At 65.7% G+C, this 25,904-nt stretch carries 23 protein-coding genes and 1 riboswitch; of the genes, 8 read left to right on the top strand and 15 right to left on the bottom strand.

Annotation, left to right across the window (positions count from 1 at the left end):
• Positions 1 to 71: 71 nt before the first annotated feature.
• Positions 72 to 497 carry an organic hydroperoxide resistance protein gene (locus ACZK2G_RS01305; protein ID WP_004153735.1) on the top strand — a complete coding sequence of 142 codons (426 nt, stop codon included), beginning with the start codon at positions 72 to 74 and terminating at the stop codon, positions 495 to 497.
• Between the two features lie 135 nt (positions 498 to 632).
• On the opposite strand, the gene mmsB is transcribed toward ACZK2G_RS01305, so the two are convergent.
• From mmsB to ACZK2G_RS01280, 5 genes are read right to left on the bottom strand one after another with little or no spacing between them, the layout of a single operon-like run.
• Positions 633 to 1,523, bottom strand: a complete 891-nt coding sequence (mmsB, locus tag ACZK2G_RS01300; RefSeq protein ID WP_478474451.1) for a 3-hydroxyisobutyrate dehydrogenase — start codon at positions 1,521 to 1,523, stop codon at positions 633 to 635.
• Positions 1,520 to 2,695 carry an enoyl-CoA hydratase/isomerase family protein gene (locus tag ACZK2G_RS01295; RefSeq protein ID WP_478474449.1) on the bottom strand — a complete coding sequence of 392 codons (1,176 nt, stop codon included), beginning with the start codon at positions 2,693 to 2,695 and terminating at the stop codon, positions 1,520 to 1,522. Before ACZK2G_RS01295 ends, mmsB begins: the two co-directional genes overlap by 4 nt.
• Positions 2,692 to 3,489, bottom strand: a complete 798-nt coding sequence (locus ACZK2G_RS01290; RefSeq protein ID WP_136639106.1) for an enoyl-CoA hydratase — start codon at positions 3,487 to 3,489, stop codon at positions 2,692 to 2,694. The genes ACZK2G_RS01295 and ACZK2G_RS01290 overlap by 4 nt, the downstream gene beginning before the upstream one ends.
• Positions 3,486 to 4,652, bottom strand: coding sequence for an acyl-CoA dehydrogenase family protein (locus ACZK2G_RS01285; RefSeq protein WP_046984532.1), 1,167 nt, complete (start codon positions 4,650 to 4,652; stop codon positions 3,486 to 3,488). The genes ACZK2G_RS01290 and ACZK2G_RS01285 overlap by 4 nt, the downstream gene beginning before the upstream one ends.
• 14 nt (positions 4,653 to 4,666) lie before the next feature.
• Positions 4,667 to 6,172 (bottom strand): CoA-acylating methylmalonate-semialdehyde dehydrogenase, encoded by a 1,506-nt coding sequence (locus tag ACZK2G_RS01280; RefSeq protein ID WP_046984531.1) that lies wholly within the window; start codon positions 6,170 to 6,172, stop codon positions 4,667 to 4,669.
• 115 nt (positions 6,173 to 6,287) lie between these two features.
• On the opposite strand from ACZK2G_RS01280, the gene ACZK2G_RS01275 reads away from it, so the two are divergent.
• Positions 6,288 to 7,655, top strand: coding sequence for a helix-turn-helix domain-containing protein (locus tag ACZK2G_RS01275; RefSeq protein WP_478474447.1), 1,368 nt, complete (start codon positions 6,288 to 6,290; stop codon positions 7,653 to 7,655).
• A gap of 332 nt (positions 7,656 to 7,987) precedes the next feature.
• Entirely contained in the window at positions 7,988 to 8,941 is a 954-nt protein-coding gene (locus ACZK2G_RS01270) for a DUF1028 domain-containing protein (RefSeq protein WP_478474445.1), read from the top strand.
• Between the two features lie 72 nt (positions 8,942 to 9,013).
• Here ACZK2G_RS01270 and ACZK2G_RS01265 read toward each other — a convergent pair whose 3' ends face one another.
• Complete coding sequence (locus ACZK2G_RS01265) at positions 9,014 to 10,864, bottom strand: RpoH suppressor (protein WP_478474443.1); 1,851 nt, start codon at positions 10,862 to 10,864, stop codon at positions 9,014 to 9,016.
• A 154-nt stretch (positions 10,865 to 11,018) separates the two neighbouring features.
• A riboswitch (cobalamin riboswitch) is annotated at positions 11,019 to 11,233 on the top strand.
• 161 nt (positions 11,234 to 11,394) lie between these two features.
• Here ACZK2G_RS01265 and ACZK2G_RS01260 point away from each other — a divergent pair.
• Both ACZK2G_RS01260 and pncA read left to right on the top strand, forming a co-directional pair.
• Complete coding sequence (locus ACZK2G_RS01260; protein WP_428709771.1) at positions 11,395 to 12,081, top strand: epoxyqueuosine reductase QueH; 687 nt, start codon at positions 11,395 to 11,397, stop codon at positions 12,079 to 12,081.
• Between the two features lie 55 nt (positions 12,082 to 12,136).
• Complete coding sequence (gene pncA / locus ACZK2G_RS01255) at positions 12,137 to 12,763, top strand: bifunctional nicotinamidase/pyrazinamidase (protein WP_136639100.1); 627 nt, start codon at positions 12,137 to 12,139, stop codon at positions 12,761 to 12,763.
• 121 nt (positions 12,764 to 12,884) lie between these two features.
• On the opposite strand, the gene purU is transcribed toward pncA, so the two are convergent.
• Positions 12,885 to 13,736 carry a formyltetrahydrofolate deformylase gene (purU, locus tag ACZK2G_RS01250; RefSeq protein ID WP_136639137.1) on the bottom strand — a complete coding sequence of 284 codons (852 nt, stop codon included), beginning with the start codon at positions 13,734 to 13,736 and terminating at the stop codon, positions 12,885 to 12,887.
• Positions 13,737 to 13,850: 114 nt separating this feature from the next.
• On the opposite strand from purU, the gene ACZK2G_RS01245 reads away from it, so the two are divergent.
• A complete protein-coding gene (locus ACZK2G_RS01245; RefSeq protein ID WP_136639099.1) occupies positions 13,851 to 14,762 on the top strand; it encodes a LysR family transcriptional regulator in 912 nt (303 codons plus the stop codon).
• A gap of 26 nt (positions 14,763 to 14,788) precedes the next feature.
• Here the strand turns inward: ACZK2G_RS01245 and ACZK2G_RS01240 are convergent, their stop codons facing one another.
• From ACZK2G_RS01240 to ACZK2G_RS01220, 5 genes are all read right to left on the bottom strand, one after another.
• Complete coding sequence (locus ACZK2G_RS01240; RefSeq protein WP_136639098.1) at positions 14,789 to 15,544, bottom strand: hypothetical protein; 756 nt, start codon at positions 15,542 to 15,544, stop codon at positions 14,789 to 14,791.
• A gap of 100 nt (positions 15,545 to 15,644) precedes the next feature.
• The gene (locus ACZK2G_RS01235; RefSeq protein WP_478474439.1) at positions 15,645 to 16,145 is read right to left on the bottom strand and encodes a hypothetical protein; all 501 of its coding nucleotides are present in this window, start codon (positions 16,143 to 16,145) and stop codon (positions 15,645 to 15,647) included.
• 193 nt (positions 16,146 to 16,338) lie between these two features.
• Positions 16,339 to 17,439: an NADH:flavin oxidoreductase/NADH oxidase gene (locus ACZK2G_RS01230; protein ID WP_478474437.1), complete on the bottom strand. Its 1,101-nt coding sequence runs from the start codon at positions 17,437 to 17,439 to the stop codon at positions 16,339 to 16,341.
• A 107-nt stretch (positions 17,440 to 17,546) separates the two neighbouring features.
• Complete coding sequence (locus ACZK2G_RS01225) at positions 17,547 to 18,350, bottom strand: NAD-dependent protein deacetylase (RefSeq protein WP_136639095.1); 804 nt, start codon at positions 18,348 to 18,350, stop codon at positions 17,547 to 17,549.
• Between the two features lie 55 nt (positions 18,351 to 18,405).
• On the bottom strand, positions 18,406 to 18,807 hold the full coding sequence (locus ACZK2G_RS01220) for an acyl-CoA thioesterase (protein WP_004153688.1): 402 nt from the start codon (positions 18,805 to 18,807) through the stop codon (positions 18,406 to 18,408).
• Positions 18,808 to 18,959: 152 nt separating this feature from the next.
• On the opposite strand from ACZK2G_RS01220, the gene ACZK2G_RS01215 reads away from it, so the two are divergent.
• Positions 18,960 to 19,595 (top strand): LysE family translocator, encoded by a 636-nt coding sequence (locus ACZK2G_RS01215; protein WP_136639094.1) that lies wholly within the window; start codon positions 18,960 to 18,962, stop codon positions 19,593 to 19,595.
• Positions 19,596 to 19,752: 157 nt separating this feature from the next.
• On the opposite strand, the gene ACZK2G_RS01210 is transcribed toward ACZK2G_RS01215, so the two are convergent.
• The 3 genes from ACZK2G_RS01210 to ACZK2G_RS01200 form a co-directional block, all read right to left on the bottom strand.
• Positions 19,753 to 20,775, bottom strand: a complete 1,023-nt coding sequence (locus ACZK2G_RS01210) for a ribonucleotide-diphosphate reductase subunit beta (RefSeq protein WP_478474435.1) — start codon at positions 20,773 to 20,775, stop codon at positions 19,753 to 19,755.
• Between the two features lie 66 nt (positions 20,776 to 20,841).
• Complete coding sequence (locus tag ACZK2G_RS01205; protein WP_313116513.1) at positions 20,842 to 21,525, bottom strand: hypothetical protein; 684 nt, start codon at positions 21,523 to 21,525, stop codon at positions 20,842 to 20,844.
• Positions 21,526 to 22,064: 539 nt separating this feature from the next.
• A complete protein-coding gene (locus ACZK2G_RS01200; RefSeq protein ID WP_004136104.1) occupies positions 22,065 to 24,476 on the bottom strand; it encodes a ribonucleoside-diphosphate reductase subunit alpha in 2,412 nt (803 codons plus the stop codon).
• A 575-nt stretch (positions 24,477 to 25,051) separates the two neighbouring features.
• Between ACZK2G_RS01200 and ACZK2G_RS01195 the strand changes: the two genes are divergently transcribed.
• Complete coding sequence (locus tag ACZK2G_RS01195) at positions 25,052 to 25,888, top strand: DUF2884 family protein (protein ID WP_478474433.1); 837 nt, start codon at positions 25,052 to 25,054, stop codon at positions 25,886 to 25,888.
• The last annotated feature ends 16 nt before the right edge of the window (positions 25,889 to 25,904 follow it).

The following is a 25,904-nucleotide window of genomic DNA, read 5'->3' as shown; positions in this document are numbered from 1 at the left end:
ACCCAACGTACGCGGAAACCGGGCAAAGTAGGCTCCAACGCAACACCCACCCACCGACCAGGAGCATCCCGATGTCCATCGAAAAGGTTCTGTACACCGCCCAGGCCACCTCCACCGGCGGCCGTGAAGGCCGTTCCGTCTCCTCCGACAACGTGCTGGACATCCAGCTGTCGACCCCGCGCGAGCTGGGCGGCGCCGGTGGCCCGGGCACCAACCCGGAGCAGCTGTTCGCCGCTGGCTACTCGGCCTGCTTCCTGGGAGCGCTGAAGTTCGTGGCCGGCCAGGCCAAGGTCGCGCTGCCGGCCGACACCACCGTGACCGGCAAGGTCGGCATCGGCCAGATCCCGACCGGTTTCGGCATCGAGGCCGAGCTGACCATCAATGTGCCGGGCGTGCCGCGCGAGCAGGTGGAAGAGCTGGTGCAGAAGGCACACATCGTGTGCCCGTACTCCAACGCCACCCGCGGCAACATCGACGTGACGCTGATCGTTGCCTGATGCGGCCGGGGTCAGAGCCCTTTCGCGTTGCGAAAGGGATCCGACCCCAAAAAAATGGGCGGATGCCGGTCGAAACCGAGCATCCGCCCATCCCACCTCGGGTGGGCCCCGGCGCGCGGCCGGGGACGCATTCGCTTACTTCTCGCTCGTAATGAGCTGCACGACGCTGGAGAAATCCAGTTTGCCGCGGCCGGCCTGGTGGTTCATCGAGTACAGGTTGCGGGCCACTTCTCCCAGCGGGATCGAGGCGCCGACACTCATCGCCGCCTCCACCGCCAGGCCCATGTCCTTGAGCATCAGGTCGCTGCCGAAACCACCGCTGTAACCACGCGACGCCGGGGCGTTTTCCAGCACACCCGGCCACGGGTTGCACACTTCAGTGGCCCAGCTGCGGCCGGTGCTGACGGCCATCATCTGCGACAGCACCTTCGGGTCCAGCCCGTGTGCCACGCCCAGTGCGATGGCTTCACCGGTGACGGCCATGATCACGCCCAGTGCCATGTTGTTGCACAGCTTGGCGACCTGGCCGGCACCACTGGCGCCCACATGGAAGATGTTCTTGCCCATTGCCTGCAGTACCGGGCGGGCGCGTTCAAGCGCGTCCTCTTCGCCACCGACGATGAAGGTGAGGGTGCCGGCCTGTGCGCCGGCAGTGCCACCGGACACCGGCGCGTCGATCATCTGCAGGCCACGTGCGGCAGCCGCTTCGGATACCTTGCGCGCGCTGGCCGGGGCAATCGTGCTGCAGTCGATGACCAGCGCACCGGCGGGAATCGCGGCAAGGATGCCGTCATCACCCAGGTACACGCCTTCAACATGGCGACTGGCCGGCAGCATCGAGATCACCACCTCGGCCTCGGCCAGGGTCTCGCGTGCCGACGGCGCGGCGCTGGCACCCGCGTCGACCGCCGCCTGCACCGCGGCAGGCACCAGATCGAACACACGTACGGTGTGGCCGTTCTTGACCAGATTGGCGGCCATCGGGCCACCCATGTTGCCCAACCCAATGAATGCAATGCGGCTCATGCCAGGCTCCTTTCAGCGACAGGGGTACCCAGGTCGGCCAGCGGATGCGCGGCATCGGCCCAGGGAGAAGCGAAGAACGTATCGGCCCATGCGCGGTCGGCATCGGCCAGCGTGGCCGGGTTCCACGAGGGATTGCGGTCCTTGTCGATCAGCAGCGCGCGGATGCCTTCAGCAAAATCACCATGCGCAGCGCAATGCAGGGCGGTGATGTATTCCAGCCGGTAAACGCTGGCCAGATCCTGGCCGGCGCTGCGGCGCTGCAGCTCGAAGGCCAACCGTGCCGAACCGGGTGCACCGGCGGCAAGGGTCTTCTGTGCGCCCTGCAGCCACGCGTCATCGGTCTGCAGGGTGCTGATGCGTTCGACGATGGCGGCCAGGTCATCGCCTGCGCACAGCGCATCGACCTGCGCGGCATTGGCCAGCAGCGGGCCGGTGGCCGCATCGCTGGCAAACGACAGCAGCAGCTGTGACAGGCGCTCGTGGTTGCGTGCGGCATCGGCCGACCACGCGACCTGCAGCAGCGCGTCGAACACCGCACTGCGGCGTTCCTCGGTCACATGCACGTCGGCCAGGCCGGCATAGATCGCGTCGCCCGGGTTGAGCAGCGCACCTGTCAGCGCCAGGAACAGGCCACCGTTGCCCGGCACGCGCGGCAGCAGCCAGCTACCACCCACGTCAGGGAACAGGCCCACGGTGATTTCCGGGAAGGCCAGCTTGGAACGCTCGCTGACCACGCGGTGGCTGGCGCCGGACATCAGGCCGATGCCGCCGCCCATCACGATGCCGTGGCCCCAGCACAGGATCGGCTTGGCGTAGGTATGGATCAGGTAGTCGACGCGGTACTCGACGTCGAAGAACTCGGCGGCGTAGTCGTTCCCGCGGATATCGCTTTGGCCGGCGTCGCGGTAGGCACGCATGCTCTGGTACAGGCTGTGCAGGTCACCGCCGGCGCAGAACGCCTTCTCACCGGCGCCCTGCAGCACCACCATGGCGATGGCATCGTCGTCGGCCCAGGCATTCAACTGCTTCAGCAGCAGGTGTGCCATCGGCAGCGAGAAGCCATTGAGCGTGCGCGGTGCGTTGAGCGTGGCGATGCCGATGCGCGTGCCATTGCTGGCCACGCGCTCTTCGAACAGGACCGGTGCTTGTTCGGCAACGGTGTCGGTTGTCATGCGTTTTTCCACTGCGCGGCGCGCTTTTCAAGGAAGGCACTCACGCCCTCGACCTGGTCGGCGGTGTCGAACAGATCGACGAAGGCCTCGCGCTCGGCCACCAGCGCCGACGCATGGGTGCCGGTGCGCGTGGACTGCACCAACGTCTTGCAGGCGGCAATGCTGGTCGGGCTCTGCTTGCCGGCCTTCTTCGCCCATTCCAGTGCCAGCGCTTTGGCTTCGCCCTTGCCGACCTTTTCTTCGGCCAGGCCAATGCGCAGTGCGGTCTCGGCGTTGATGCGCTCGCCGAGCAGGATCATGCGCTTGGCCCAGCCCTCGCCGACCAGGCGCGGCAGGTTCTGGGTGCCACCGGCGCACGGCAGCAGGCCGACGGTGGCCTCCGGCAGCGCGACCTGGGCATGGTCTTCGATGATCCGCAGGTCACAGGCCAGCGCGCATTCCAGGCCGCCGCCCATGGCATAGCCGTTGATCGCGGCGATCGACACGCCACGGAAACCGGACAGCGCCTCGAAGGCTTCGCCGAAGCGGCGTGCCGCTTCGCGTGCGGCAGCCTTGTCGCCGGAAGCGAACTGGTTGAGGTCGGCACCCGCGGAGAAGAACTTCTCGCCATCACCGGTGATCACCAGCGCGTAGATGTCGCGGTCTGCGTTGAGCGCGCCCACCAGGTCGCGCAGCGCCGAAAGGCTGTGCACGGTCCAGGTATGCGCCGGCGGGTTGTGCAGGGTGACGACGGCGGTGTGGCCATCGGCCTCGACCTTCAGGCCCACGTGTTCCTGGGTACGCCAATCCTTCATCGCAGTTCCTCTTCGGTGTTGAGCAGGTGACGGGCAACGATCACCCGCATGATCTCGTTGGTGCCTTCCAGGATCTGGTGCACACGCGAATCGCGCAGCAGGCGTTCGATCGGGTATTCGCGGATGTAGCCGTAGCCGCCGTGGATCTGCAGCGCTTCATTGCAGACGTTGAAACCGGCATCGGTGGCGAAGCGCTTGGCCATCGCACACCACACATTGGCATCGCTGGCACCGGCGTCGAGCTTGCGCGCAGCCGAATGCACCATCTGCCGGGCGGCCACCAGTTCGATGGCCATGTCGGCCAGCTTGAACTGCAGCGCCTGGAAATCAGCCAGCGCCTTGCCGAACTGGCGGCGCTCGCCCATGTAGCGGCGTGCGGCATCCAGCGCGCCCTGCGCGGCACCCAGCGAGCAGGCGGCGATGTTGATGCGGCCGCCGTCCAGCCCCTTCATCGCCAGCTTGAAGCCCCCGCCTTCCTCTCCCAGAAGGTGGCTGACCGGTACGCGGACGTTTTCGAAGGTGATGCCGCGGGTGGGCTGGCTGTTCCAGCCCATCTTCTCTTCCTTGCGGCCGAAGCTGATGCCCGGCAGGTCCGCCGGCACCGCAATGGCGCTGACACCACCAGCACCGGCACCACCGGTACGCGCCATCACCACCAGCAGTTCGGTGGCACCGGCGCCGGAAATGAAGGCCTTGGATCCGTTCAGCACATAGAAGTCACCGTCGCGTACGGCGGTGGTCTTCAGCGAGGCCGCATCGGAACCTGCGCCCGGTTCGGTCAGGCAGTACGAGGCCAGCTTGCTGCCCGAGGACAGATCGGTTCCCCACGCATCGCGCAGCGCCGGCTGGCCCCACTTGGACACCATCCACGACGCCATGTTGTGGATGCTGATGTACGCCGCGGTCGACGGATCGACGTTGGCGAGCTCCTCGATGACGACGGCGGCGTCCAGTCGGCTCAGGCCGCTGCCGCCCACTTCCGGGTCCATGTACAGACCGCAGAAGCCCAGTTCACCGGCCTTGGCGATCGCCTCGCGCGGGAAGATGCCCTCCGCATCCCATCGCGCGGCGTGCGGTGCCAGTTCGGCCTGTGCGAAGTCGCGCGCCGCCTCGCGGTACGCCTGCTGCGCTTCTTCCAGTTCCGTCGTCATCGAGTGGCTCATGGCTGCTCCTGCCGTTACTTCAGGCTGATCGTGGTGTTGACGCCATGGCTGAGCGTCTCGTCATCGAACCAGCGCGCGGTGACCGTCTTGGTCTGGGTGTAGAACAGCACCACCTGCTTGCCGTACGGGCCCAGATCGCCCAGCTTGGAAGCACGCGAACCGGTGAAGGAGAACAGCGGCACCGGCACCGGGATCGGCACGTTGATGCCGACCTGGCCAACGTCGATGTCTTCCTGGAACTTGCGCGCAGCCGCGCCGGACTGGGTAAACAGTGCGGTGCCGTTGCCGTTCGGGTTGCTGTTGACCATCGCGATGGCCTCTTCCAGCGTTTCCGCTTCGAGGATGACCAGCACCGGCCCGAAGATTTCTTCCTGGTAGATGCGCATGTCGGTGGTAACACCGGCAAAGATGGTCGGGCCGACGAAGTTGCCCTTCTCGAAACCATCGACCTGCGGCTTGCGGCCATCGAGCACCAGCTTGGCACCCTGCTCCACGCCCGAAGCGATCAGGCCTTCGACGCGATCACGGGCGCTGCAGGAAATGACCGGGCCGACGTCGGTGCCGGCGACCGTGCCACCGCTGACCTTCAGGGTCTTGGCCTTTTCGACCAGATCCTGCACCCAACCGCGCGCTTCACCGACCAGCACCAGGGTGGAGGCGGCCATGCAGCGCTGGCCTGCCGCACCGAAGGCCGCGCCGACCATCGCGTTGAGGGTCTGTTCCTTGTTGGCATCCGGCAGCACCACGGCGTGGTTCTTGGCGCCCATCATGCACTGCACGCGCTTGCCGGCCAGCGAGGCACGGTTGTAGACGTGGGTGCCGACGCGGGTGGAACCGACGAACGACACCGCCTTGATGTCCGGGTGGTCGCAGATCGCGTTGACCACTTCCTCGCCGCCGTGGACGACGTTCAGCACGCCCTTCGGAATGCCGGCTTCCAGCGCCAGCTCGACCAGGCGCATGGTGACCATCGGGTCCTGCTCGGACGGCTTGAGGATGAAGGTGTTGCCGGTGGCGATCGCCATCGGGAACATCCACAGCGGGATCATCGCCGGGAAGTTGAACGGGGTGATGCCGGCGCACACGCCCAGCGGCTGCATGATCGAGTAGGTGTCGACGCCGGTGGCCACGTTGTTGGCCAGCTCGCCCAGCTGCAGGTTGCCGATGGCGGCAGCGTGCTCGACCACTTCCAGGCCGCGGAACACATCGCCTTCGGCGTCGGGCAGGGTCTTGCCCTGCTCGGCGGTAAGGATGTGCGCCAGCTCGCTCATGTTCTCGCGGATCAACTGCTGGTACTTCAGGAAGATGCGCGCGCGGGTGCCGATCGGGGTCTTGCGCCAGGTCTTGAAGGCTTCCTTGGCGGCGGCGACGGCGGCGTCCACTTCGCCGGTGGTGGCGAACGGCACCTTGGCCAGCACGTCCTGGGTGGCCGGATTGATCACGTCCTGCCAGTGGGAAGTAGCCGATTCAACGAACTGGCCATCGATCAGCATGCGGATACGGGGCGCTGCAACAGTCATGACGACAATCCCACGGGGTGCGAAAGATGCTTGGCATTATTCACAGCACCCACCTCGATTTCCGGGCTGAATCCGCTTAATCTGGCCAACACGCCAGACGATTCATGTTAATTCTGTGAATTATTCAGCCATCCAGCGGCAACTCGGCCTTCGCCTGCTGCGGCTGCGCGAGCAGCGCGGCTACAGCCAGGTCGACCTTGCCCGCGCACTGGGGCTGTCGGCCAGCTACCTGAACCAGATCGAGCGCAACAAGCGCCCGCTGACGCCTGCGGTGCAGAAGAAGCTGGGCGAGGTGTTGGGCGATGTTTCCACCCTGTTCGACGACGATGAGCCCGCCGCGCTGCAGGAGTCGCTGGGCGAGACCCTGCGCGATCTGGGCCTGGCCGACGTCAGCGCCACCGAACTGCGCGCGCTGGCCGGCAACCTGCCGCAGGTCAGCCGCGCGCTGCTGGACCTGCACCGCCGCCACCTGGCATTGCGCGAGCATGCCGCCGCGCTGGAGTTCCAATTGGGCGAGCCGGGTGCGGGCAGCACGTTGCCGGCGGGTGACCAGGTGCGCGAGTTCTTCAACCGCATGCACAACCACATTCCCGAGCTGGACGAACTGGCCGAGCAGCTGTTCGCCGAATGGGGGCTGGCGCCGGGACACGTGGCGCCACGGCTGCGCCAGCTGCTGGCCGACCGCCACGGGGTGCTGGTGGAAGTGGCCGCGCTGCAGGCCGGGCGCGAGAAGCGCCAGTACGATGCCGGTGCGCGGCGGCTGTGGCTGCCCGATTATCTGGAGCCTGGCCAGCAGGCATTCCAGATGGCCGCCGAGCTGGCGCTGCACGGTTACCTGCCGCAGATCGATGCGGTGGTGGCGCGGGCCGGCTTCACCGACGACGCGCGCATCGCGCAGGCACGGATCGGTCTTTCCAACTATTTCGCCGGCGCGCTGGTGATGCCGTACATGCGCTTCCTGCGTGCGGCCGAGGCCAGCAGCTATGACATCGAGCTGCTGGCGCATCAGTTCGGCGTGGGATTCGAGGCGGTCTGCCATCGGTTGAGTACGCTGGCACGCCGCAGTGCGCCGGGGCTGCCGTTCTTCTTCATCCGCGTGGACCGCGCCGGCAACGTGTCCAAGCGCCACTCGGCCACCGATTTCCACTTCTCGCAGGTGGGTGGTTCGTGCCCGTTGTGGATCGTCTACGAGGCCTTCAACCAGCCCGGACGCATCCTCACCCAGACCGCGCGCATGCCCGATGGCCGCCGCCATTTCTGGCTGGCACGGCAGGTGAGCAGCGGCCCGGTGGGACACGGCCAGCCACGCAAGACCTTCGCGGTGGCACTGGGGTGTGACCTGCAGCATGCGGATCGGCTGGTGTATTCACTGGGGCTGGACGTGCAGAGCCCGGGTAATTCGGTGTCGATTGGCCCGGGGTGCCGGGTGTGCCCGCGCGAGGACTGCATGCAGCGCGCGTTCGCGCAGTTGCCTGGGCGGTAGGGTTGGTTCGGCAGGGCTGCGCCCTGCACCTGCAGAGGCCGAAGCAACGGCAACAGCAAAAGCTGGCATTCCGTGCGAAGGCGGGGCGGTGTCGGATTGCGGGGACGCCGTGAACCCGTCCCTGCGGGCTTGGCCGCGGCATCCATGCCGCGGACACCCCGCAATCCGACACCACCCCGCCTTCGACAGGTTCCTGCTACCTGTCGGAACGACGTATTGCCCTGGTGGGTGTCGACCTTGGTCGACACGGTAGATCCACGCATGGCGTGGATCTACTAAACCTTTCGTGCGTAGGCTGCATCCCATTGCAATGCCCATCCTGGAGACACCCAATGTCCTTGCTGCGCTCTTGCCTGATCCTGCTGCTCGCCGCCGTCGCTGCGCCGGCGTGGGCGACCTTTTCCATTGCGGCCTGCAATGAGGCCGGCGACTGCGGTGTGGCGGTGGCTACGCACAACCTGGCGGTCGGGGGTGTGGGTGTGCCGTGGGCACAGGCGAAGGTGGGCGCGGTCGCCAGCCAGTTCGAGACCAACCCGACCTATGGCTCCAAAGGCCTTGAGCTGTTGGCCGAAGGCCGCACGCCTGCGCAGGTGCTGAAGCAGCTGTTGGATGAAGACGGCAACTTCGATGGCACCACGCTTGCCGAGCGCCAGGTGGGACTGGTCAGCGCGCGCGGCGGCAATGCGCAGTACACCGGCGCCACCGCGCAGCAGGCGGGTTGGGCCGGTGCGCAGGGTGAGGGCATGCTGAGCGTGCAGGGCAATGGCCTGGCCGGGCCAGAGGTGCTGGCATCGATGCAACGCGTCTTCGCCGCCTCACGTGGGCCGCTGGCCGCACGCTTGTTGGCGGCGCTGGAAGCCGGTCAGGCAGCGGGGGGGCAGCGCAGCGGGCAGTGGTCGGCGGCGCTGCTGGTGCGTACACCCGGCGGCGACTGGCAGGACACCGATCTGCGCGTGGACGCCGACCCGCGTGCGGTAGCGAGGCTGCGCGAGCTGTACGACATGCGCCTGTCCAACGAGGCGATCATCCGCGCCGAGGAGCGGTGGGAGAAGGGTGATGTGGCAGGTGCGCGCGCGGCGCTGGCAACGTCGTTGTCGCTGGCGCACGGTTGGGACCGCACCTGGGCGCGCGCAGCACGCCTGGCGATGCGGCAGGGCGATACCGCGCTGGCGCGCGAATATCTGGCAGGACTGCGTGCGCTCAATCCGGGCTGGGTGAAGCAGGAACTGACGTTGCCGTTGTATGCGCCGTTGCAGGGTGATGCGGTGGTGGCGCCGTGGCGGTGACGCACCGCGGGGTCAGATCGTGCCGACCAAGGTCGGCACCCACCAGAGCAGTTCAATCGGCTGCGGCGTTGATCAATAGATCGGCGTCACTTTCATCTGCGGCAGCGGGCGCGGCGCGCCATCGGTGAGGTCCGGGCCCAGGTCGTCCCAGCTGCGTCCCTGCTCGACCATCAATCCCCACAGCTGCTGCGAGGCCAGCCGCTTGTCTTCCGAGCCCAGCTTGTACGACGGCGGCGTCGGCTGGCCGCTGGCAACCATCGCGTACGCTGCACGGTAGGCCAGTACCTGCTGCGCCGGGTCATCGGTACGCGCCACTTCCAGCGTGTAGCGCTGGTAGGCCGAGGCCAGGTTGCGCCAGCGGATCCAGTAGTGGTTCTCGAACGAGAACGAACAGAACCGTGCACCGGCCAGGCTGCCCTTGTCGGCGATGCGGGTCAGCACCTCCTGCGGCATGTCCAGGTTCATGCCGCCCTCGTCGCCCTGCAGGCTGACGTGCACGATGCGGTCGCGGTAGCCCGGTGCACGCGCCTGCAGCAGGTCGCGCCAGTTCTGCATGGTCGCCACCACCGCGAACAGGAAACGGCCCAGCTCCGCAGCGGCCAGCGGTGTGGCGATCGACTGGTAGGTCCGCTGCCAACCGTGGCGGTTCTCGGTGGGCAGGAACACGGCGTGTTCCAGCGCCTGGCGGCCACTGCTGCCGTGGCTCATCTCTTCGGCATGCTGCGGGTAGACCAGATTGATGGCGAAGGTCGGCCAGCGCGGCAACGCGGCATCGAACAGGTGGATCGGGAAGTTGCTGCTGATGCCACCATCGGAGAACCAGCAGATCCGGAACGCGGTGATCACCGGGCCGCAGGTCTGCCCGGCACTGGTCAGCCCTTCCATGCTGTCGGCCACGTTCTGCCCGCCCTCATCTGCAGCCGTCGACGTCGGCTCGCAGCGACGTTCGCGACGCGAGGGCTCATGCAGCGGCACCGCGCTGATCAGCAGCGGGAAGCTGAGGCTCATGCGCGTGGCCACCAGTACCGGCAGCGACGCGCCCTGCGGCAGATGGTAGTAGTTGCGGCCTTCAACCTCGCGCGGTGGGCCGGCACGGTCGACCATCCACTGCACCACACTGGCCGGAAACAGCTGTTCGAACTCCTCGCGCAGGAACCAGAACTGCGCCCCACCCAACGGCAGCGTGCGCGGTTCGTTATGCGACACGCAGGTGGTGATCATCTGCAGGCTGATCGCATGCGGGCTGTCCGGCTCACCGGCATAGCGCGGCGCATCGTGCAGGTCGGCGAAGGTGAGCGGTGCATCCAGCGGCTTGCCTGACAACTGCTGCAGGCACTCGTGCAGCCACTCGGTCAATGCCGGATTGCGCGCGTCGCGGCCGAGGCCGCTGCACAGGCCCAGCAGATTGCGCCGCGCCACCCGCGCCACCCGCAGCGCGGCGCCGGCCACGCCGGCACCATAAGCGCACAGCAGCGACGGCAGCAGCGTGGCGGCCACGCCGCTCCAGCCACCGCCCCACCAGCCCAGGCCCAACAGCAGCGCCAGCGACACCAACACCTCCAGTGGCGCGATCTCGAACACGGCAACGGCCAGGCACAGCAGCTTGTGCGGCAGGCGGGCATTACCGGTCAGCACCACCAGCAGCCGATACGCCGCACGAGCGCCTCGCGCTGGCTGGAACAGGCTGTAGATGAAGCCGCGCCGCGACAGCTGCGCCGACACCGCCGATAACCCGCTGTAGCCTGCGTCGCCGGACAGGTGTTCACCCGCCTGCTGCCGACGATCACCGCACGCCGCTGCCGCTGCCACCGCCGCGGCGATGGCGCCGGCCGAGGTGCCGCCGATGCTCTTGAAGCGATATTCGCGGGCCAGCGCCAGTACCGCATTGGGGTACACGATGCCGCTGGTGATGCCACCTTTCATGACCAGATCGCAGTACTTCGCCGCCACGAGCCACCTCCCGTCTGTCGGTGCCCAGTATGGCAAGAGGCGCTCTCACAGCCTGAGAAACGAGCCACAGCCCTGCACTTTCATTGGGCCTTGACCATTGCCGCCAACGCGTCCACCGTGGGCATGCCGAAGGTATCCCTGCCGTGGCGTTGATGGCGGCAGGGATTTAAACGGGAATCCGGTGAAGGCGCCTTGCGCGCCCATTCCGGAGCTGCCCCGCAGCGGTGAATGGAAACGAATCCTGCCAACAGCACTGGGCTCGCGCCTGGGAAGCGGCAGGTAGTAGGTGGGCTGCGGCCCGTGTCCATCAGCCCGAATACCGGCCCCGGCCAGGGGACACGACCGTCCCCTGACTCGACCTGGAATCTCCGCGGGGAGGTTGCCGGGGCCGTCGTCGTCCTGCGCGTGCAGGCGATGCCGCCGCGCGCGTCCTTTTCACGGTATCCGGCCAGACCTGTTCACCCACGCGCTGATGCATGGGCCACCGCCGTTGCCGGCGGTCCATGCGGTACCTGACGATGACCGAGCTCCAACGCCCCACCCTGACCCTGCCCGCCGACGGCAAGCGCCTGCTGCTGCATTCGTGCTGCGCGCCCTGTTCGGGCGAAGTAATGGAGGCGATCACCGCCTCCGGGATCGACTACGCGATCTTCTTCTACAACCCCAACATCCATCCGGTGAAGGAATACGAACTGCGAAAGCAGGAAAACATCCGCTTCGCCGAACAGCACAACATTCCATTCATCGACTGCGACTACGACACGGACAACTGGTTCAGTCGTGCACGCGGCATGGAGAACGAGCCCGAGCGTGGTATCCGCTGCACGATGTGCTTCGACATGCGTTTCGAGCGCACCGCGCTGTATGCGCACGAGCACGGCTACGACACCATCAGTTCGTCGCTGGGCATTTCGCGCTGGAAGAACATGACGCAGATCAACGACTGTGGCATCCGCGCTGCATCCCGCTATGAAGGCCTGCAGTACTGGGATTACAACTGGCGCAAGGGCGGCGGCGCCAGCCGCATGGTAGAGATCAGCAAGCGCGAGCAGTTCTACCAGCAGGAATACTGCGGCTGCGTGTACTCGCTGCGCGATGCCAACCGCCACCGCCGCGAGAACGGCCGCGAACGGATCAAGATCGGCCTGCTGTACTACGGGCAGGACGCTGAGACGCCGCAGGGCGATTGACGTGTGGGCATGGGGCGGCCACGCTGGTCGCCCCTTCTGTTGTACCGGAACTGCCATGACCGCCCTGCCCGCCGATGTCGCCCTGCTGGTGATCGACCTGCAGCCGGACTTCATGCCCGGCGGTGCGCTGGCCTGCGATCAGGGCGATGCGCTGGTGGCACCGATTGCTGATCTGCTGGCGCAGCGCCGCTACGGCACCGTGGTGGCGACACAGGACTGGCACCCGGCCGACCATGCCTCGTTTGCCAGCCAGCATCCCGGCCAGCGCCCGTTCGAAACCATCCTGCTGCACGCGCAGCCGCAGACCCTGTGGCCGGACCACTGCGTGCAGGGCAGCGCGGGTGCCGCCTTGCACCCGGATGTGGACTGGACCGTGGCCGACCTTATCCTGCGCAAGGGCACCCGCCAGCAAGTGGATTCGTACAGTGCCTTCCGCGAGAACCACGGGCCCGACGGTACTCGTCCCGCCACCGGCCTGGCCGGTTGGCTGCACGAGCGTGGCATCCGCGAGGTGCACGTGTGCGGCCTGGCCCGCGACTACTGCGTGCTGTGGAGCGCGCAGGACGCGGTGAAGTCCGGCTTCCGGGTGAAATTCCTGTGGGAGCTGACCAAGCCGGTGACCGAAGCCAACGACGCGATGGTGCGCGAGGCGCTGGGCAAGGCGGGGATCGCGATTCTGTAGTTTCGACCCGGAAGGGACCGACGGTAGTGCCGGCCGCTGGCCGGCATCTGCACAGGTTCCGTGGCTGCCGGCCAGCGGCCGGCACTACCGGAGCCCGCATGTGCAGGCATTCTTGTCGGATCTACCTGAACACCACCGTGCGGTGCCCGTTGAGCAGGATGCGGTGCTCCACATGCCGGCGCACGGCGCGTGCCAGCACCAGCGATTCAGTATCGCTGCCCAGCCGCACCAGTTCGCGCGGTGCCATCGCGTGGTCCACGCGGGCCACGTCCTGTTCGATGATCGGGCCTTCGTCCAGATCCTCGGTGACGTAGTGCGCGGTGGCGCCGATGATCTTGACGCCGCGCGCGTGCGCCTGGTGGTACGGCTGCGCACCCTTGAAGCTGGGCAGGAAGCTGTGGTGGATGTTGATCGCACGACCGGCCAGGGCGCGGCACAGCGTGGGTGACAGGATCTGCATGTAGCGCGCCAGCACTACCAGGTCGATGCGCTCGCGTTCGACCAGGTCGATGATCTGCTGCTCCTGCACCGCACGCGTATCGGCGGTCACCGGCAGGTGATGGAACGGCACCTGGTAGGACGCGGCCAGCGCTGCGAAGTCGGCATGGTTGGACGCCACCGCCGCGATGTCGACCTTCAGCTGGCCGCTGTGGGCGCGGAACAGCAGGTCGTTGAGGCAGTGCCCCTGCTTGCTGACCAGCACCAGCAATCGTGCGCGGCGTCGGCCATCGTGCAGTTGCCAGTCCATGCCGAAGCCGGCGGCGAGCGTAGCCATGGCGGCGTGTACGGTCTCCAACGGCAGGCTGGCATCGCGGTCGAAGTGCACGCGCAGGAAGAAGCGGCCGCTTTCCTCGTCGCCGAACTGCTGGGCGTCGAGGATGTTGCAGCCGTGGTCGAACAACAGGCCGGACACGCGGTAGACGATGCCGGTACGGTCGGGGCAGGACAGGGTGAGGATGGAATCGGGGCGCATCTTCCGAGTGTAGGGCAGCGACATGCCTGCCGGATCGATGGTCACCGATGCAACCGACCTGCTTGGTTCAGTCCCAAGCGATACTTGGGTTTCTCCATGGCAAGCTGGTCGGTCATGAACCTGTTGCAACTGATCCGCAGCTTCACCCGCACCGCAGAGACCGGCAGCATTGCCGCTGCGGCCCGCATCCTTGGCATCAGCGCCACCGCAGTCGGCCAGAACATCAACCGGCTGGAGGCGCATCTGGGCGTACGGTTGCTGAACCGAAGTACGCGCCAGCTGGCCCTCAGCGAGGCCGGCGCGCTGTACCTGGCGCAGGTGCGCCACATCGAAGCCGACCTGGCACGCGCGCAGGCGATGGTCACCTCCGGTGACATCGAACCGGCCGGACCGCTGCGCATCGCCAGCAGCAGCGCGTTCGGTCGCCACGTGCTTGCGCCGTTGCTGCCTTCGCTGCAGCAGCGCTACCCGCAGCTGCAGCTGGAGCTGCGGCTGACCGACCGCGCCGTGCAGCATGGTCCGGAGGCGGTGGATGCCAGCATCCGCATCGGTGCGCAGCTGGAGGACGGCGTGGTCGCGCGGCAACTGGCGCGCGTGCCCTTCGTGTTCTGTGCCTCACCGGCCTATCTGAAGGCACATGGCACGCCGCAGCTACCCTCCGACCTGAGCGGCCATCGCGGTCTGCTGCACCGCTTTCCCACCGACGGCCGGCCGCTGCGCTGGGGCCTGCTGAAGGATGGCCAGCGCGTGGGCACCGCGCTGCCGCCGAGCATGGTCTGCGATGACATCGACGCGTTGGCGACGCTGGCGGCGGCCGGTGCCGGCATCACCCGGCTGGCTGCGTTCGTGGCCGAGCCGTACCTGCGCGATGGCCGCCTGCAGGCGGTGTTCGGCGCCGATACCGCGTGGCGACCGGAGCCGATGGAAGTCTATTTCTGCGTCAGCGACCGTCGCGACTTCACCGCCAAGATCCGCGCGCTGTTCGAGCACCTGCAGGCTGGCATCGCGCCGGCCTGGCGGGTGTGACGGGGAAGAGCGGAGGGCCTTCGCGGTCAGAAACTCTCCTTCAGGCTCATCAGGTGAGCACTGGCCTCTGCCCATCCTGTCAGGGTGCGCAGGCGCAGCCCATTCCTGAAAACATGGAATACCGGAGTTTCATGGACATCCAGTTCTTTCCAGCCCGCGGGCCCCGCTTGGAGCAACATGGGATGAGAGGGATTGCTTCTGTTCCACTCGCTGACACCTGGCTGCGGCCATGCAGGAGATCGACGCACGACAAAGCGCACGCTGGATCGAATCCATGTCCATTCTGGTTCGTTCATGATCACGTGCATCGCGCGTCGCGAGGGAGCGCATGCCGGACTGACATAGGCGACCACCTCCAATCCCTCCCTGTACGTCCACCCCCGCCATTCCAGCTTTCCACTCGCAAGAGGGTGGAGAACGCCCTGCTGGCCAGGCGCGTTCCGCTCTATCTCGGGAAGTTCATCTACACGCAATGACGCCATCTCACGCAGCTCATTGGCCTCAGCAAAATGTCGAACCTGCACCAGAACCGCGTGCATTTTCCGGTGCGTTGTCTCTGTGGCAATACCTCTCCGCCCCAGTTCCGCATGAATGCATCGGACCTTGCCAAGCCATTTCTCGTCTCCAACGTACATTGAGATGTAGAAGCTGGCGCGGAACGCGGCCTCAAGGTCCAGATCGCTCAAACTGCCGCAACCATCCCCTGATGGTCTGGAAGACTCCCATGACGAATAGCCATCCACCAGCTTCTCGACTCGGTCTGAAGCGCCAGCGGCCAACATCTCCCGGTCCATTTCACGCAGTTGAGCGTCTACTGGAGTTGCTGCCCACGTACTTGTGGGCAGCAGCAAACACCAAAGCAGCATGCGACCAATCATGCGATCAGCAACTCGACATGCAGATGCTGCTCATGGAGGTTGAACAGGTCGCACGCCCTGAACAGGCGTAGCCCGGATAATCTTCGAATACCGGGTTTGGATTGGCCGACTGCACGACCACATGATCCGCTTCCGACTCCTGCCGCAATCCCGGGATGTGCACAATTGTGCGCTGTGCCCCGAAGAGTGACAGGAGCCGATAGGCTTCACCTGCACTCAGTTCGGAGACGATGGGCTCGTAGCTGAAGCTGGCCAGTCCCCGATCTCCAAACACCAGCGAATCGACAAACTGCTTGCGCGCAAGGGGTGAAAGCAACATCAGTGGGGATTCGGGAGAGAGCTCGATCATGTGAAGATCAAGCCGCCCCCGCGAGTTCACAGGGGCGTGCATGAGCGAGACATTCTCCGCCCCGGTGACACTCGCCACGTCATCACCTGCGACGGCAGGCATTGATAGAGGCAGTGAGAAAGCCGAGAGCAGAACAACCAGCATCATGGGTTTCATTGCGTTTCTCCATTGGCTGCACAACCGTGTGTGCAGCTCAACGTTGCAATGTCCGCACCCAGCGCAATGAGGTGTCATTCACATAAAGTGGTATCCGCAATCATTCCTAGTTCGTTGCGACAGGCTATGCCGCAACTCGCCGCCGCGTAGATCCCCTGCATCCTGAAGCGTCACAATGCGCTCGCAGATTGCGTCAGCGCGCCTTGAACACACCGCGCGCATCGCGTGGCTCACAGCGCAGGTACTGGGGCGCAGCGTCCACGCTGTCGCGCAATGCTGCGGCAGCGTGCCACGGCCAACGCGGGTCGTAGAGGATGCCGCGCGCCAGGGCCACGGCATCGGCGTGGCGGTGGCGCAGAATCGACTCGGCCTGTTCCGGTTCGGTGATCATGCCCACCGCGATCACCGGCATGCGCACCTTGGCCTTGATCGCCGCGGCGAACGGCACCTGGTAACCGGGGCCGACGGTGATCTTCTGGCGCTCGTCCAGGCCACCGCTGGAGACATGCAGGAAGTTGCAGCCGCGCGCGTCCAGCACCTGGGCCAGCGCCTCGCTCTGCACCAGGTCCCAGCCGCCATCGACCCAATCGCTGGCAGAGATGCGCACGCCCACGGCGACCTTGTCGGACACCACCGCACGCACCGCGTCGAACACTTCCACCAGCAGGCGCAGGCGGTTCGGCAGCGAGCCGCCGTAGCCATCGGTGCGGCGGTTGCTCAGCGGCGACAGGAACTGGTGCAGCAGGTAACCGTGCGCGGCGTGCAGCTCGATCAGCTCGAAGCCCAGGCGCTCGGCGCGCACCGCACTGGCGGCGAAGGCGGCGATGACTTCGGCGATGCCGGCTTCGTCCAGCTCCTGCGGTGCCGGATCGGTGGCATGGAACGGAAGTGGCGACGGTGCCAGCGTGGCCCAGCCACGCGCATCGTCGGCCGGCAACTGGCCACCGCCGTCCCACGGACGCTTCACCGAGGCCTTGCGGCCGGCGTGGCCCAACTGGATGCCCAGCGGCATCGGCGACCAGCGGCGGACGCTGACCAGCACCTGCGCCAGCGCGGCCTCGGTGCCATCGTCCCACAGGCCCAGGTCGGCCCAGCTGATGCGGCCGCGCGGCTCGACGGCAGTGGCTTCCAGGATCAGCAGGCCGGCGCCGGACTGCGCCAGGTTGCCCAGGTGCATGGCATGCCAGTCGCTGGCGCGGCCGTCTTCGGCGGAGTACTGGCACATCGGCGCGATGACGATGCGGTTGGACAGGGTCAGGGGGCCGAACGAGATCGGCGAAAACAGCTGGGTCACGGCGAGGCGGGGGAGAAGCGGATGGGGGGGCGTATTGCACCGCCGCACGGCCTGCGAATCAACCGTCTGGATGGATCGCTGTTTCGTGGGAAGGCGCAGACGCTGGGTCAGCGCACCCAGCCGGCCAGCGCCTCGGCGCAGTCGCGCTCGTCCTTGAACTGCAGCAGGTCGTCGGCGCGGGTGCGGCCACGGTTCAGCGCGGCTACCGGCAGCCCCGCCTTGGCTGCGGCCTGCACGAAGCGGAAACCGGAATAGACCATCAGCGAGGAACCCACCACCAGCACCGCGTCGGCCTGCTGCAGGTGATCGTGCACCGCCGCCACGCGTTCACGCGGCACGTTTTCGCCGAAGAACACCACGTCCGGCTTCAACACGCCGCTGCAGTGCGGGCACTCGGGCACCACAAACGTGGAGAAATCGGTCTCCAGGTCGGCGTCGCCATCCGGGGCGATGCCGGCCTCCAGCGCGTCCCAGCCGGGGTTGGCGTCCAGCAGGCGCTGTTGGAATTCCTCACGGCCACTGCGGCGCTCGCAGCCCATGCAGCGCACCAGATCCAGACGGCCGTGCAGGTCGATGACGTTGTGGCTGCCGGCACGCTGGTGCAGGCCGTCCACATTCTGCGTCAGCAGCACCTGCAGCGTGCCGCGCGCTTCCAGCGCGGCCAGGGCCTGGTGGGTGCCGTTGGGCTGGGCCAGGCCGAAGCGCGGCCAACCCAGCAGGCTGCGCGCCCAGTAGCGCTGGCGGGTGGCCGCCTCGCCCATGAAGGCCTGGTAAGTCACCGGCGGCGTGCGTTTCCACTGGCCATCGGTATCCCGGTAATCGGGAATGCCCGAAGCGGTACTGCAACCAGCGCCGGTCAGTACGAACAGGCGCTGGGCGCGGTCGATGAAGTCGGTCAGTGGCGGGGTCATGGCTGCCAGATGGGGGCGCGGCGGCGCCCCCGCAAGCGCAGGTTCAGCCGGCGGATCAGGCTGCCGGCAGCGGCGGAACCGCGATCGGATGGCCTTCCTCGTCCAGCGCGATCATCACGAAGTGGCCGCGGGTGCACAGCTTGCGCTCGCCGCTGTGCAGGTCTTCGGCGACCAGTTCCACCTCCACCTTCATCGAGCTGCGGCCGACTTCGACGATGCGGCCGATGGTTTCCACCATCTGGCCGATGCGGATCGGCAGCTTGAAGTCGACCTGGTCGCTTCGCGCGGTCACCACGGTGCGGCGCGAGTAGCGGGCGGCCGCCAGGAACGCGGCCTTGTCCATCCACGCCAGCGCCTGGCCACCGAACAGGGTGCCAAGGTGGTTGGTGTGGTTGGGGAAGACGATTTCGGCCATGCGCACTTCGGTGGGCGGCACGGTCTCGGGGATCGGGGTCATGGGGGTGCTTCGGTGTGGGGTGCTGCGGATTCTAAGCGACCGGCGTGATGGCCATCGGAATGCACGTGCAACGGTCACCCGGCAGCGGCGCCTGCGCAGGCCGCGCCTGTGGCAGGCGTTACACTGCGCCACGCCCACTGCCAGGACTGCCCATGCCCGCCACTTCCGACCTGCTGGCCTTTGCGCTGGTCTCGCTGGCCATGGTGCTCACGCCCGGGCCGAACATGATCTACGTGATCTCGCGCTCGATCTGCCAGGGGCCGGTGGCAGGCCTGATCTCGCTGGGCGGGGTGGCGCTGGGCTTCGTGTTCTACATGCTGTGCGCGGCACTGGGCATCACCGCCTTGCTGATGACCGTACCGTTCGCCTACGACGCGCTGCGCATCGGTGGCGCGCTGTACCTGCTGTACCTGGCCTGGCAGGCGCTCAAGCCCGGCGGCCGCTCGCCGTTCGCGGTACGCGAGCTTCCACAGGACAGCCCGCGCAAGCTGTTCACGATGGGCTTCCTGACCAATCTATTGAACCCCAAGGTGGCGGTGATGTACCTGTCGCTGCTGCCGCAGTTCCTGCACCCGGACAGCGAAGGCAGCGTGTTGATGCAATCGGTGGTGCTGGGCTCCACCCAGATCGCGGTGAGTGTGACCGTGAACGGCATCATCGCGGTGACCGCGGGCAGCATTGCCGGCTTCCTCGCCGCGCGCCCGACCTGGCAGGTGGTGCAACGCTGGCTGATGGGCACGGTGCTGGCCGGGCTGGCGGTGCGCATGGCGGTGGAAGGGCGGCGGTAAGACATACGGTAGCGCCGGGCCATGCCCGGCGAGCGCGCAGCGCGGCCGACGTTGTCCGTCGTGCCGGACAGTTTCCGCCGAGCATGGCCCGGCGCTACCAACAAAAAACCCCGGCGTTGGCCGGGGTTTCTCGTTGCGACAGGCCTGACCGGTTCGATCAGAAGTTCATGTCGAAGGCGACTTCGCCCTGCACGCCCACCTGGTAGGCCGAGGCGCGGCGTTCGAAGAAGTTGGTCAGTTCCTGCACGTCCTGCAGTTCCATGAAGCTCAGCGGGTTGCGCACGTTGTACTTGCGCTCCATGCCCAGGCGATGGAAATGGTTGTCGGCGCAGTGCTGCAGGTACTGGCGCATGTCACGGGTGGAGATGCCCGCCACGCCACCGGACAGCACGTCCTCGGCGAACTGCACTTCGCACTCGATCGCTTCGGCCAGCATGTCATAGACATCCTGCTTCATCTTGTCGTCGAACAGGTCCGGCTCTTCCTCGCGGATCACGTCCACGCACTCGAAGGCGAAGTCCATGTGCGCGCTTTCGTCGCGGAACACCCAGTTGGTGCCCGAAGCCAGGCCGTTGAGCAGGCCGCGCGAACGGAAGTAGTAGACGTAGGCGAACGCGGCGAAGAAGAACAGGCCTTCGATGCACGCAGCGAAGCAGATCTGGTTGAGCAGGAACTGGCGACGCTCTTCGCGGGTCTCGATGCGCTTCAGGTTCTGGATCGAGTCGATCCACTTGAAGCAGAAATCGGCCTTCTTCTTGATCGAGTCGATGTTCTCCACCGCGGCGAAGGCTTTGACGCGCTCGTCCGGATCCGGCAGGTAGTTGTCGAGCAGGGTCAGGTAGAACTGCACGTGCAGCGCTTCTTCATACAGCTGGCGCGACAGGTACATGCGCGCTTCGGGCGCGTTCAAGTGCTGGTACAGGTTCAGCACCAGGTTGTTGGACACGATCGAATCGCCGGTGGCGAAGAAGGCGACCAGGCGGTGGATCAGGTGGCGCTCGCCCGGCGACATCTTGCTGTGCAGGTCGCTGATGTCGATCTGGAAGTTGATCTCTTCCACCGTCCAGGTGTTCTTGATCGCATTCCGGTACATGTCATAGAACTGCGGGTAGCGCATCGGGCGCAGGGTCAGTTCAAAACCGGGATCGAGCAGCATCTGCTTGGGCGTGGCTGAGGTCATTTGTATATCTCTTCAATTTCTGCCGGGCCAAGGTGGCCCGGCGAGTGGTCCAATATTAGTCCAAAACTACGCTGCGGCTGATCCGCTAAACCACCGGATCGCGATCTCCTCGCATGCCGCCTCAATGTCCTTCATCTTCCTGACGTGCGCCTTCGGTGCAACGGTCACGGATGAGGTCGGCACGTCAACGACGTAACACTTGCGGTGATCCACATGCGAGTTACCTTTCTCGAGTTCCATGTAAACACGCATCGCCGTAGCAACGTACTCCGCGCCAGCTGAGGTCAAAGGCGAAGTCTTGGGAAAATGAAGCTTGAGAGCCCCTTCAATCTCGCCAGTCACCCAGTTCCGCAGATAGATATCAGGCCGGACAGATACGTACACACCAGAGACCGTCATACCTTGGGAAGTCGTGCCGGGCATAGACACAGCAATGCAGTCACCGAGATCAATGTCGCCAACGGCCTCAATAAAACTCTCAATGGCGTCGGCCGAGGCGATTCGATCATTAATCGCGAACTCAGAACCCTCGCGGCTCTTGCGAAGCCGAGAAGCCACGGATAACAACCCGGCACGATCACTCATACCGGAGACGACGAAATCAACAATCGCCTCTCGAGCATCTTTGTAGCGCGCAGCAATAAAGGGCTGCGGTGTCTGTTGATCTGAAACAATACGTTTACGTCGCGACGGGGTCGGCGCCGTCATGTATTCACCAAGCTTGTTCAAACTGATTCGAGGATCTTGCATTGGCCAACTCCTTGGAATCGTGCTGATATTGTTTGTACAACCGATGACTAAGCAATCTAGAAGGGCTGGGCTACTTGAAGTAGCCCAGCTAGATTCTGCTATCGAGGCTTGTTCGACTGTGACACCAAGCTTGCTGCCAATGTACGCGTGGTGGCAGACGATCGATCGTTGTTCAATGCGCGACCTGCACGCTCTTCCATTCGAGCTCCGGTTTGACTGGCAGTCCCACGCTGAGCCAATACCGAGGCAGCAAGAGATCGCTCAAGCCCGGACGAGCTTCCATTGTTGAGAGTCCGTGCCGCCAACGAGGCCGCCGAAGCGGAGCTAGTTTTAGTATTTCTACTCATGATCAAGCCTCTTAACGATTCAGGGGGCTTGGTCTCGAATCTTGATCTGCATCTAACCTTTTCGAATTGCAGAAAAGGTATAGTTGGCGAACTTCCTAGACGAAGTAGCAGAGCAAGAACACCCTGACCAAACGTTGGATGTTTTGTGAAGCACCAGAAGGGCCCCGAGTTACAGCTCGGGGCCCTTCTTTTTTACTGGCAGGCTTCGCAGGCTTCCGGGTTCTCCAGCGAGCAGGCGATGGCCTCTTCCGGGCTGAACACCTTCTCCGGGGCGGCGCCTGCGGCGTGGCTGACCGTGGTCTTGGCGATCTTGGTGGCCGGACGCGAACGCAGGTAGTAGGTGGTCTTGATGCCCTGCTTCCAGGCGTACATGTACATGGAGGACATCGCGCCGATGTTCGGGCTTTCCATGAACAGGTTGAGCGAGGCGGACTGGTCGATGAAGGCGCCACGGTCGGCGGCCATGTCGATCAGCGAACGCATCGGCAGTTCCCACGCGGTGCGGTAGACGTGGCGCAGCGTTTCCGGAATCTGCGTGATGCCCTGGATCGAGCCTTCGGCCAGCTTGATCGCGTCGCGCATTTCCGGGGTCCAGTGGCCCAGCTTCTTCAGCTCGTTCACCAGGTAGCGGTTGACCTGCAGGAAGTCACCGGACAGGGTTTCGCGCTTGAACAGGTTGGACACCTGCGGTTCAACGCACTCGTAGCAGCCGGCAATCGAGGCGATGGTCGCGGTCGGTGCGATGGCGATCATCAGCGAGTTGCGCAGGCCATGTTCCTTGATGCGCTCGCGCAGGCTATCCCAACGCTCGGCGTCTTCGGGCACCACGTTCCAGGCATCGAACTGCAGCTCGCCGCTGGCCGCACGGGTGTCGGCGAAGGACGGGTGCTTGCCGCGTTCCTGGGCCAGTTCGACCGAGGTTTCCAGCGCGTGGAAGTAAATGGTCTCGGCGATCTTCTTCGACAGCGCGCGGGCTTCGGCGCCGTCGAACGGCAGGCGCTTGCGGAAGAACACGTCCTGCAGGCCCATGCAGCCCAGGCCGACCGGGCGCCAGCGCAGATTGCCACGGCGCGCCGATTCGATCGGGTAGAAGTTCAGGTCGATCACGCGGTCGAGCTGGCGCACGGCCAGTCGCACGGTGTCGGCCAGCTTGTCGAAATCGAACTCGCCGTTGCCGTCGAAGTGGTTGCCCAGGTTGATCGAACCCAGGTTGCACACTGCGGTCTCTTCGGCCGAGGTGACTTCCAGGATTTCGGTGCACAGGTTGGACAGGTGGATCACGTTGCCGGCGCGCAGGGTCTGGTTGCTGGCGCGGTTGCACTTGTCCTTGAAGGTCATCCAGCCGTTGCCGGTCTCGGCCAGGGTGCGCATCATCCGCGAGTACAGCTTGCGCGCGGAGATGGTGCGGTTGGCCTTGCCCTGTGCCTCGGCCTGCAGGTAGGCGGCTTCGAAGGCTTCACCGAACAGGTCGGTGAACTCCGGCACCACGCGCGGATCGAACAGCGACCATTCCTGGTCGGCCTCGACGCGCTTCATGAACAGGTCCGGGATCCAGTTGGCCAGGTTCAGGTTGTGCGCACGGCGCGATTCGTCGCCGGTGTTGTCACGCAGTTCAAGGAAGTCCTCGACGTCGGCGTGCCAGGTTTCCAGGTAGACGCAGGCCGCGCCCTTGCGCTTGCCGCCCTGGTTCACCGCAGCCACCGACGAATCCATGGTCTTCAGCCACGGCACGATGCCGTTGGAATGGCCGTTGGTGGACTTGATCAGCGAGCCGCGCGAACGCACGCGGGTGTAGCTGACGCCGATACCGCCGGAGAACTTGGACAGCTGGGCGATATCGCCGTACTTGGAGTAGATCGACTCCAGCGAATCCTGCGGCGAATCCAGCAGGAAGCACGAGGACAGCTGCTCGTGGGTGGTGCCGGAGTTGAACAGGGTCGGGCTGGACGGCAGGTAGTCCAGGTTGCCCATGCGCTTGTACAGCGCCAGGGCCTCCGGCACGTCCTCGCTGAGCGCGCTGGCGATACGCAGGAAGAACTGCTGCGGGGTCTCGATCACCTTGCGGGTGTGCGGATGGCGCAGCAGGTAACGGTCGTACAGGGTACGCAGGCCGAAGTAATCGAAGTTCAGGTCCAGCGACATGTCGATCGCATCGTTGAGCTTGCGTGCGTTGGTCTGCACGAAGTTCAGCAGGCGGTCGTTGATCAGGCCCACTTCGTGGCCACGACCAACCGACTGCGAGAAGGCATAGATTTCCTGGCCCGAGACTTCCTTGGCGATGTAGTTGGCCAGCAGGCGCGCGGCCAGGCGGCCGTACTCGGGCTCTTCACCGATCAGCAGGGCGGCGGTGCGGATGGACAGCTCGTCCAGCTCGCGGGTGGTGGCGCCGTTGTACAGGCCGGAAATGGTGCGGGTTGCCACGCGCATCGGATCGACGGCGTGCAGGCCTTCGGAGGAACGCTGCACCGCGCGCACGATCTTGTTCAGATCCACCAGCTCGGTCGTGCCATTGCGCTTGGTCACACTCATCGCGTTGGCCGTCGGCGGCGACGTCAACAGGAATTCGCTTTCCTTCTCGATGGTGGCGCTGGATTCGGTGGTCACGGCGTGAGTCCTCTTGGCGTGATGGATGGTGGCTCGGTGCATCGGATGACGCGGCCCGGGACGTGACACCCCAGCATTGCAGACCGGCGTCGCAGGAATTGAGACCTGCGCCTGTGGCTGCTGCTGGTAGTGCTGACCGGTGCCGCTTCGGGCGTGGAGGGCGCATCACCGGAGGGTCCGGCGATCCATTCCATGGACCCGGCGGCTTGGGGTTCCCAACGCCGTCAGCCACAAGATAGTGGGGGTCAGGGGGTCCGTCAACGCCAAATGTAGTGAAATTCGGCAATCCCTTGCGCCGCAAGGATCGGGCCGTCGGCGCCCGGTTTGGACGCTTTGAACCTGCTGGAACGGGCTGCGCAGTCAAGCCCGAAAAACGTCACGGCGGTAGCAATCAGCGCCCCACCAGCGGAACGATGACAGCTTCACATGACAGTGATGAAACTGGCTAGGGACAACCCTGTGGATAGGTGGTGGGCAGCCGGTGGGAATCCGGTGGACGGGTGACTTCCGGCCGGTGACGGCCTCGCCCAGGCAGCGGATGCTGGGGACCTTCGGTTCCGGAGAAGGATGTTCCGATGCGCCTGTCACTGCCCGCCCTGGCCCTGCTGCCCGCCCTGTTCATTGCCCCGGCACTGGCCGCCGAAGGACCGGACCTGCGTTCAGACCAGTGCGGCATCCGTACCGACTACGACGTGCTGGTGGACAGCGGCGGCATCTGGCTGCGGCACGGCCCACAGGCACCGCATGAAGTGGTGTTCCACGACGGCGAGCTGAGCCTGGACGGCAGGATGGTGACGGTCAGCACCGCCGACGCCGCCCGCCTGCGGCAGATGGAGGCCGGCGCCCGCCAGCTGATGCCGGCGGCCACCGCGTTGGCCCACGAAGTCTCCGGGGTCACCTTCGATGCGCTGGACGCCGCCTTCGAGGCCATCACCGGCAAGTCCCGCAACCGCCAGATGCGTGCGATGCGCGGCGAGATGCAGGACTGGATCGACGCCAGCCTGGGCCGCGGCTACTGGGAACAGGAAGCCTTCGGCGACGGCTTCGACGCGCACATCGAGCAGATGGCCGAGACGATGGCCGGGTCGATGACCCGCAGCGTTTTGTGGCAGGTGTTCACCGGCCGCGCCGGCGCCATGGAGCGCCGCGCCGACCGCCTCGATGTGGAAGTGGACCGCCGCATGGAAGCGCGCAGCCAGCAGCTGGAGGCCAAGGCCATGGCGCTATGCCCGCTGGTGCGGTCACTGGCAGAGGCCCACGATGCGCTGGAGGTGCGCTACCAGGGCCAGCCGCTACGGCTGCTGCAGCGCGACGCGAGCGTACGGGTGGAGCACGGCACCGGCTCGGGGCTGCATGTCTCGGCCGGGCCGGATGAGCAGCCACGTGGGAATGCCGTGGCACCCTCCCGATAACTGCGCTGCGTATGCC

It is taken from the genome of Stenotrophomonas sp. 107298_Sma (genome assembly GCF_056480345.1).
The sequence above is the reverse complement of the archived record's forward strand: the minus strand, read 5'-3'. Positions and strand labels throughout refer to the sequence as shown.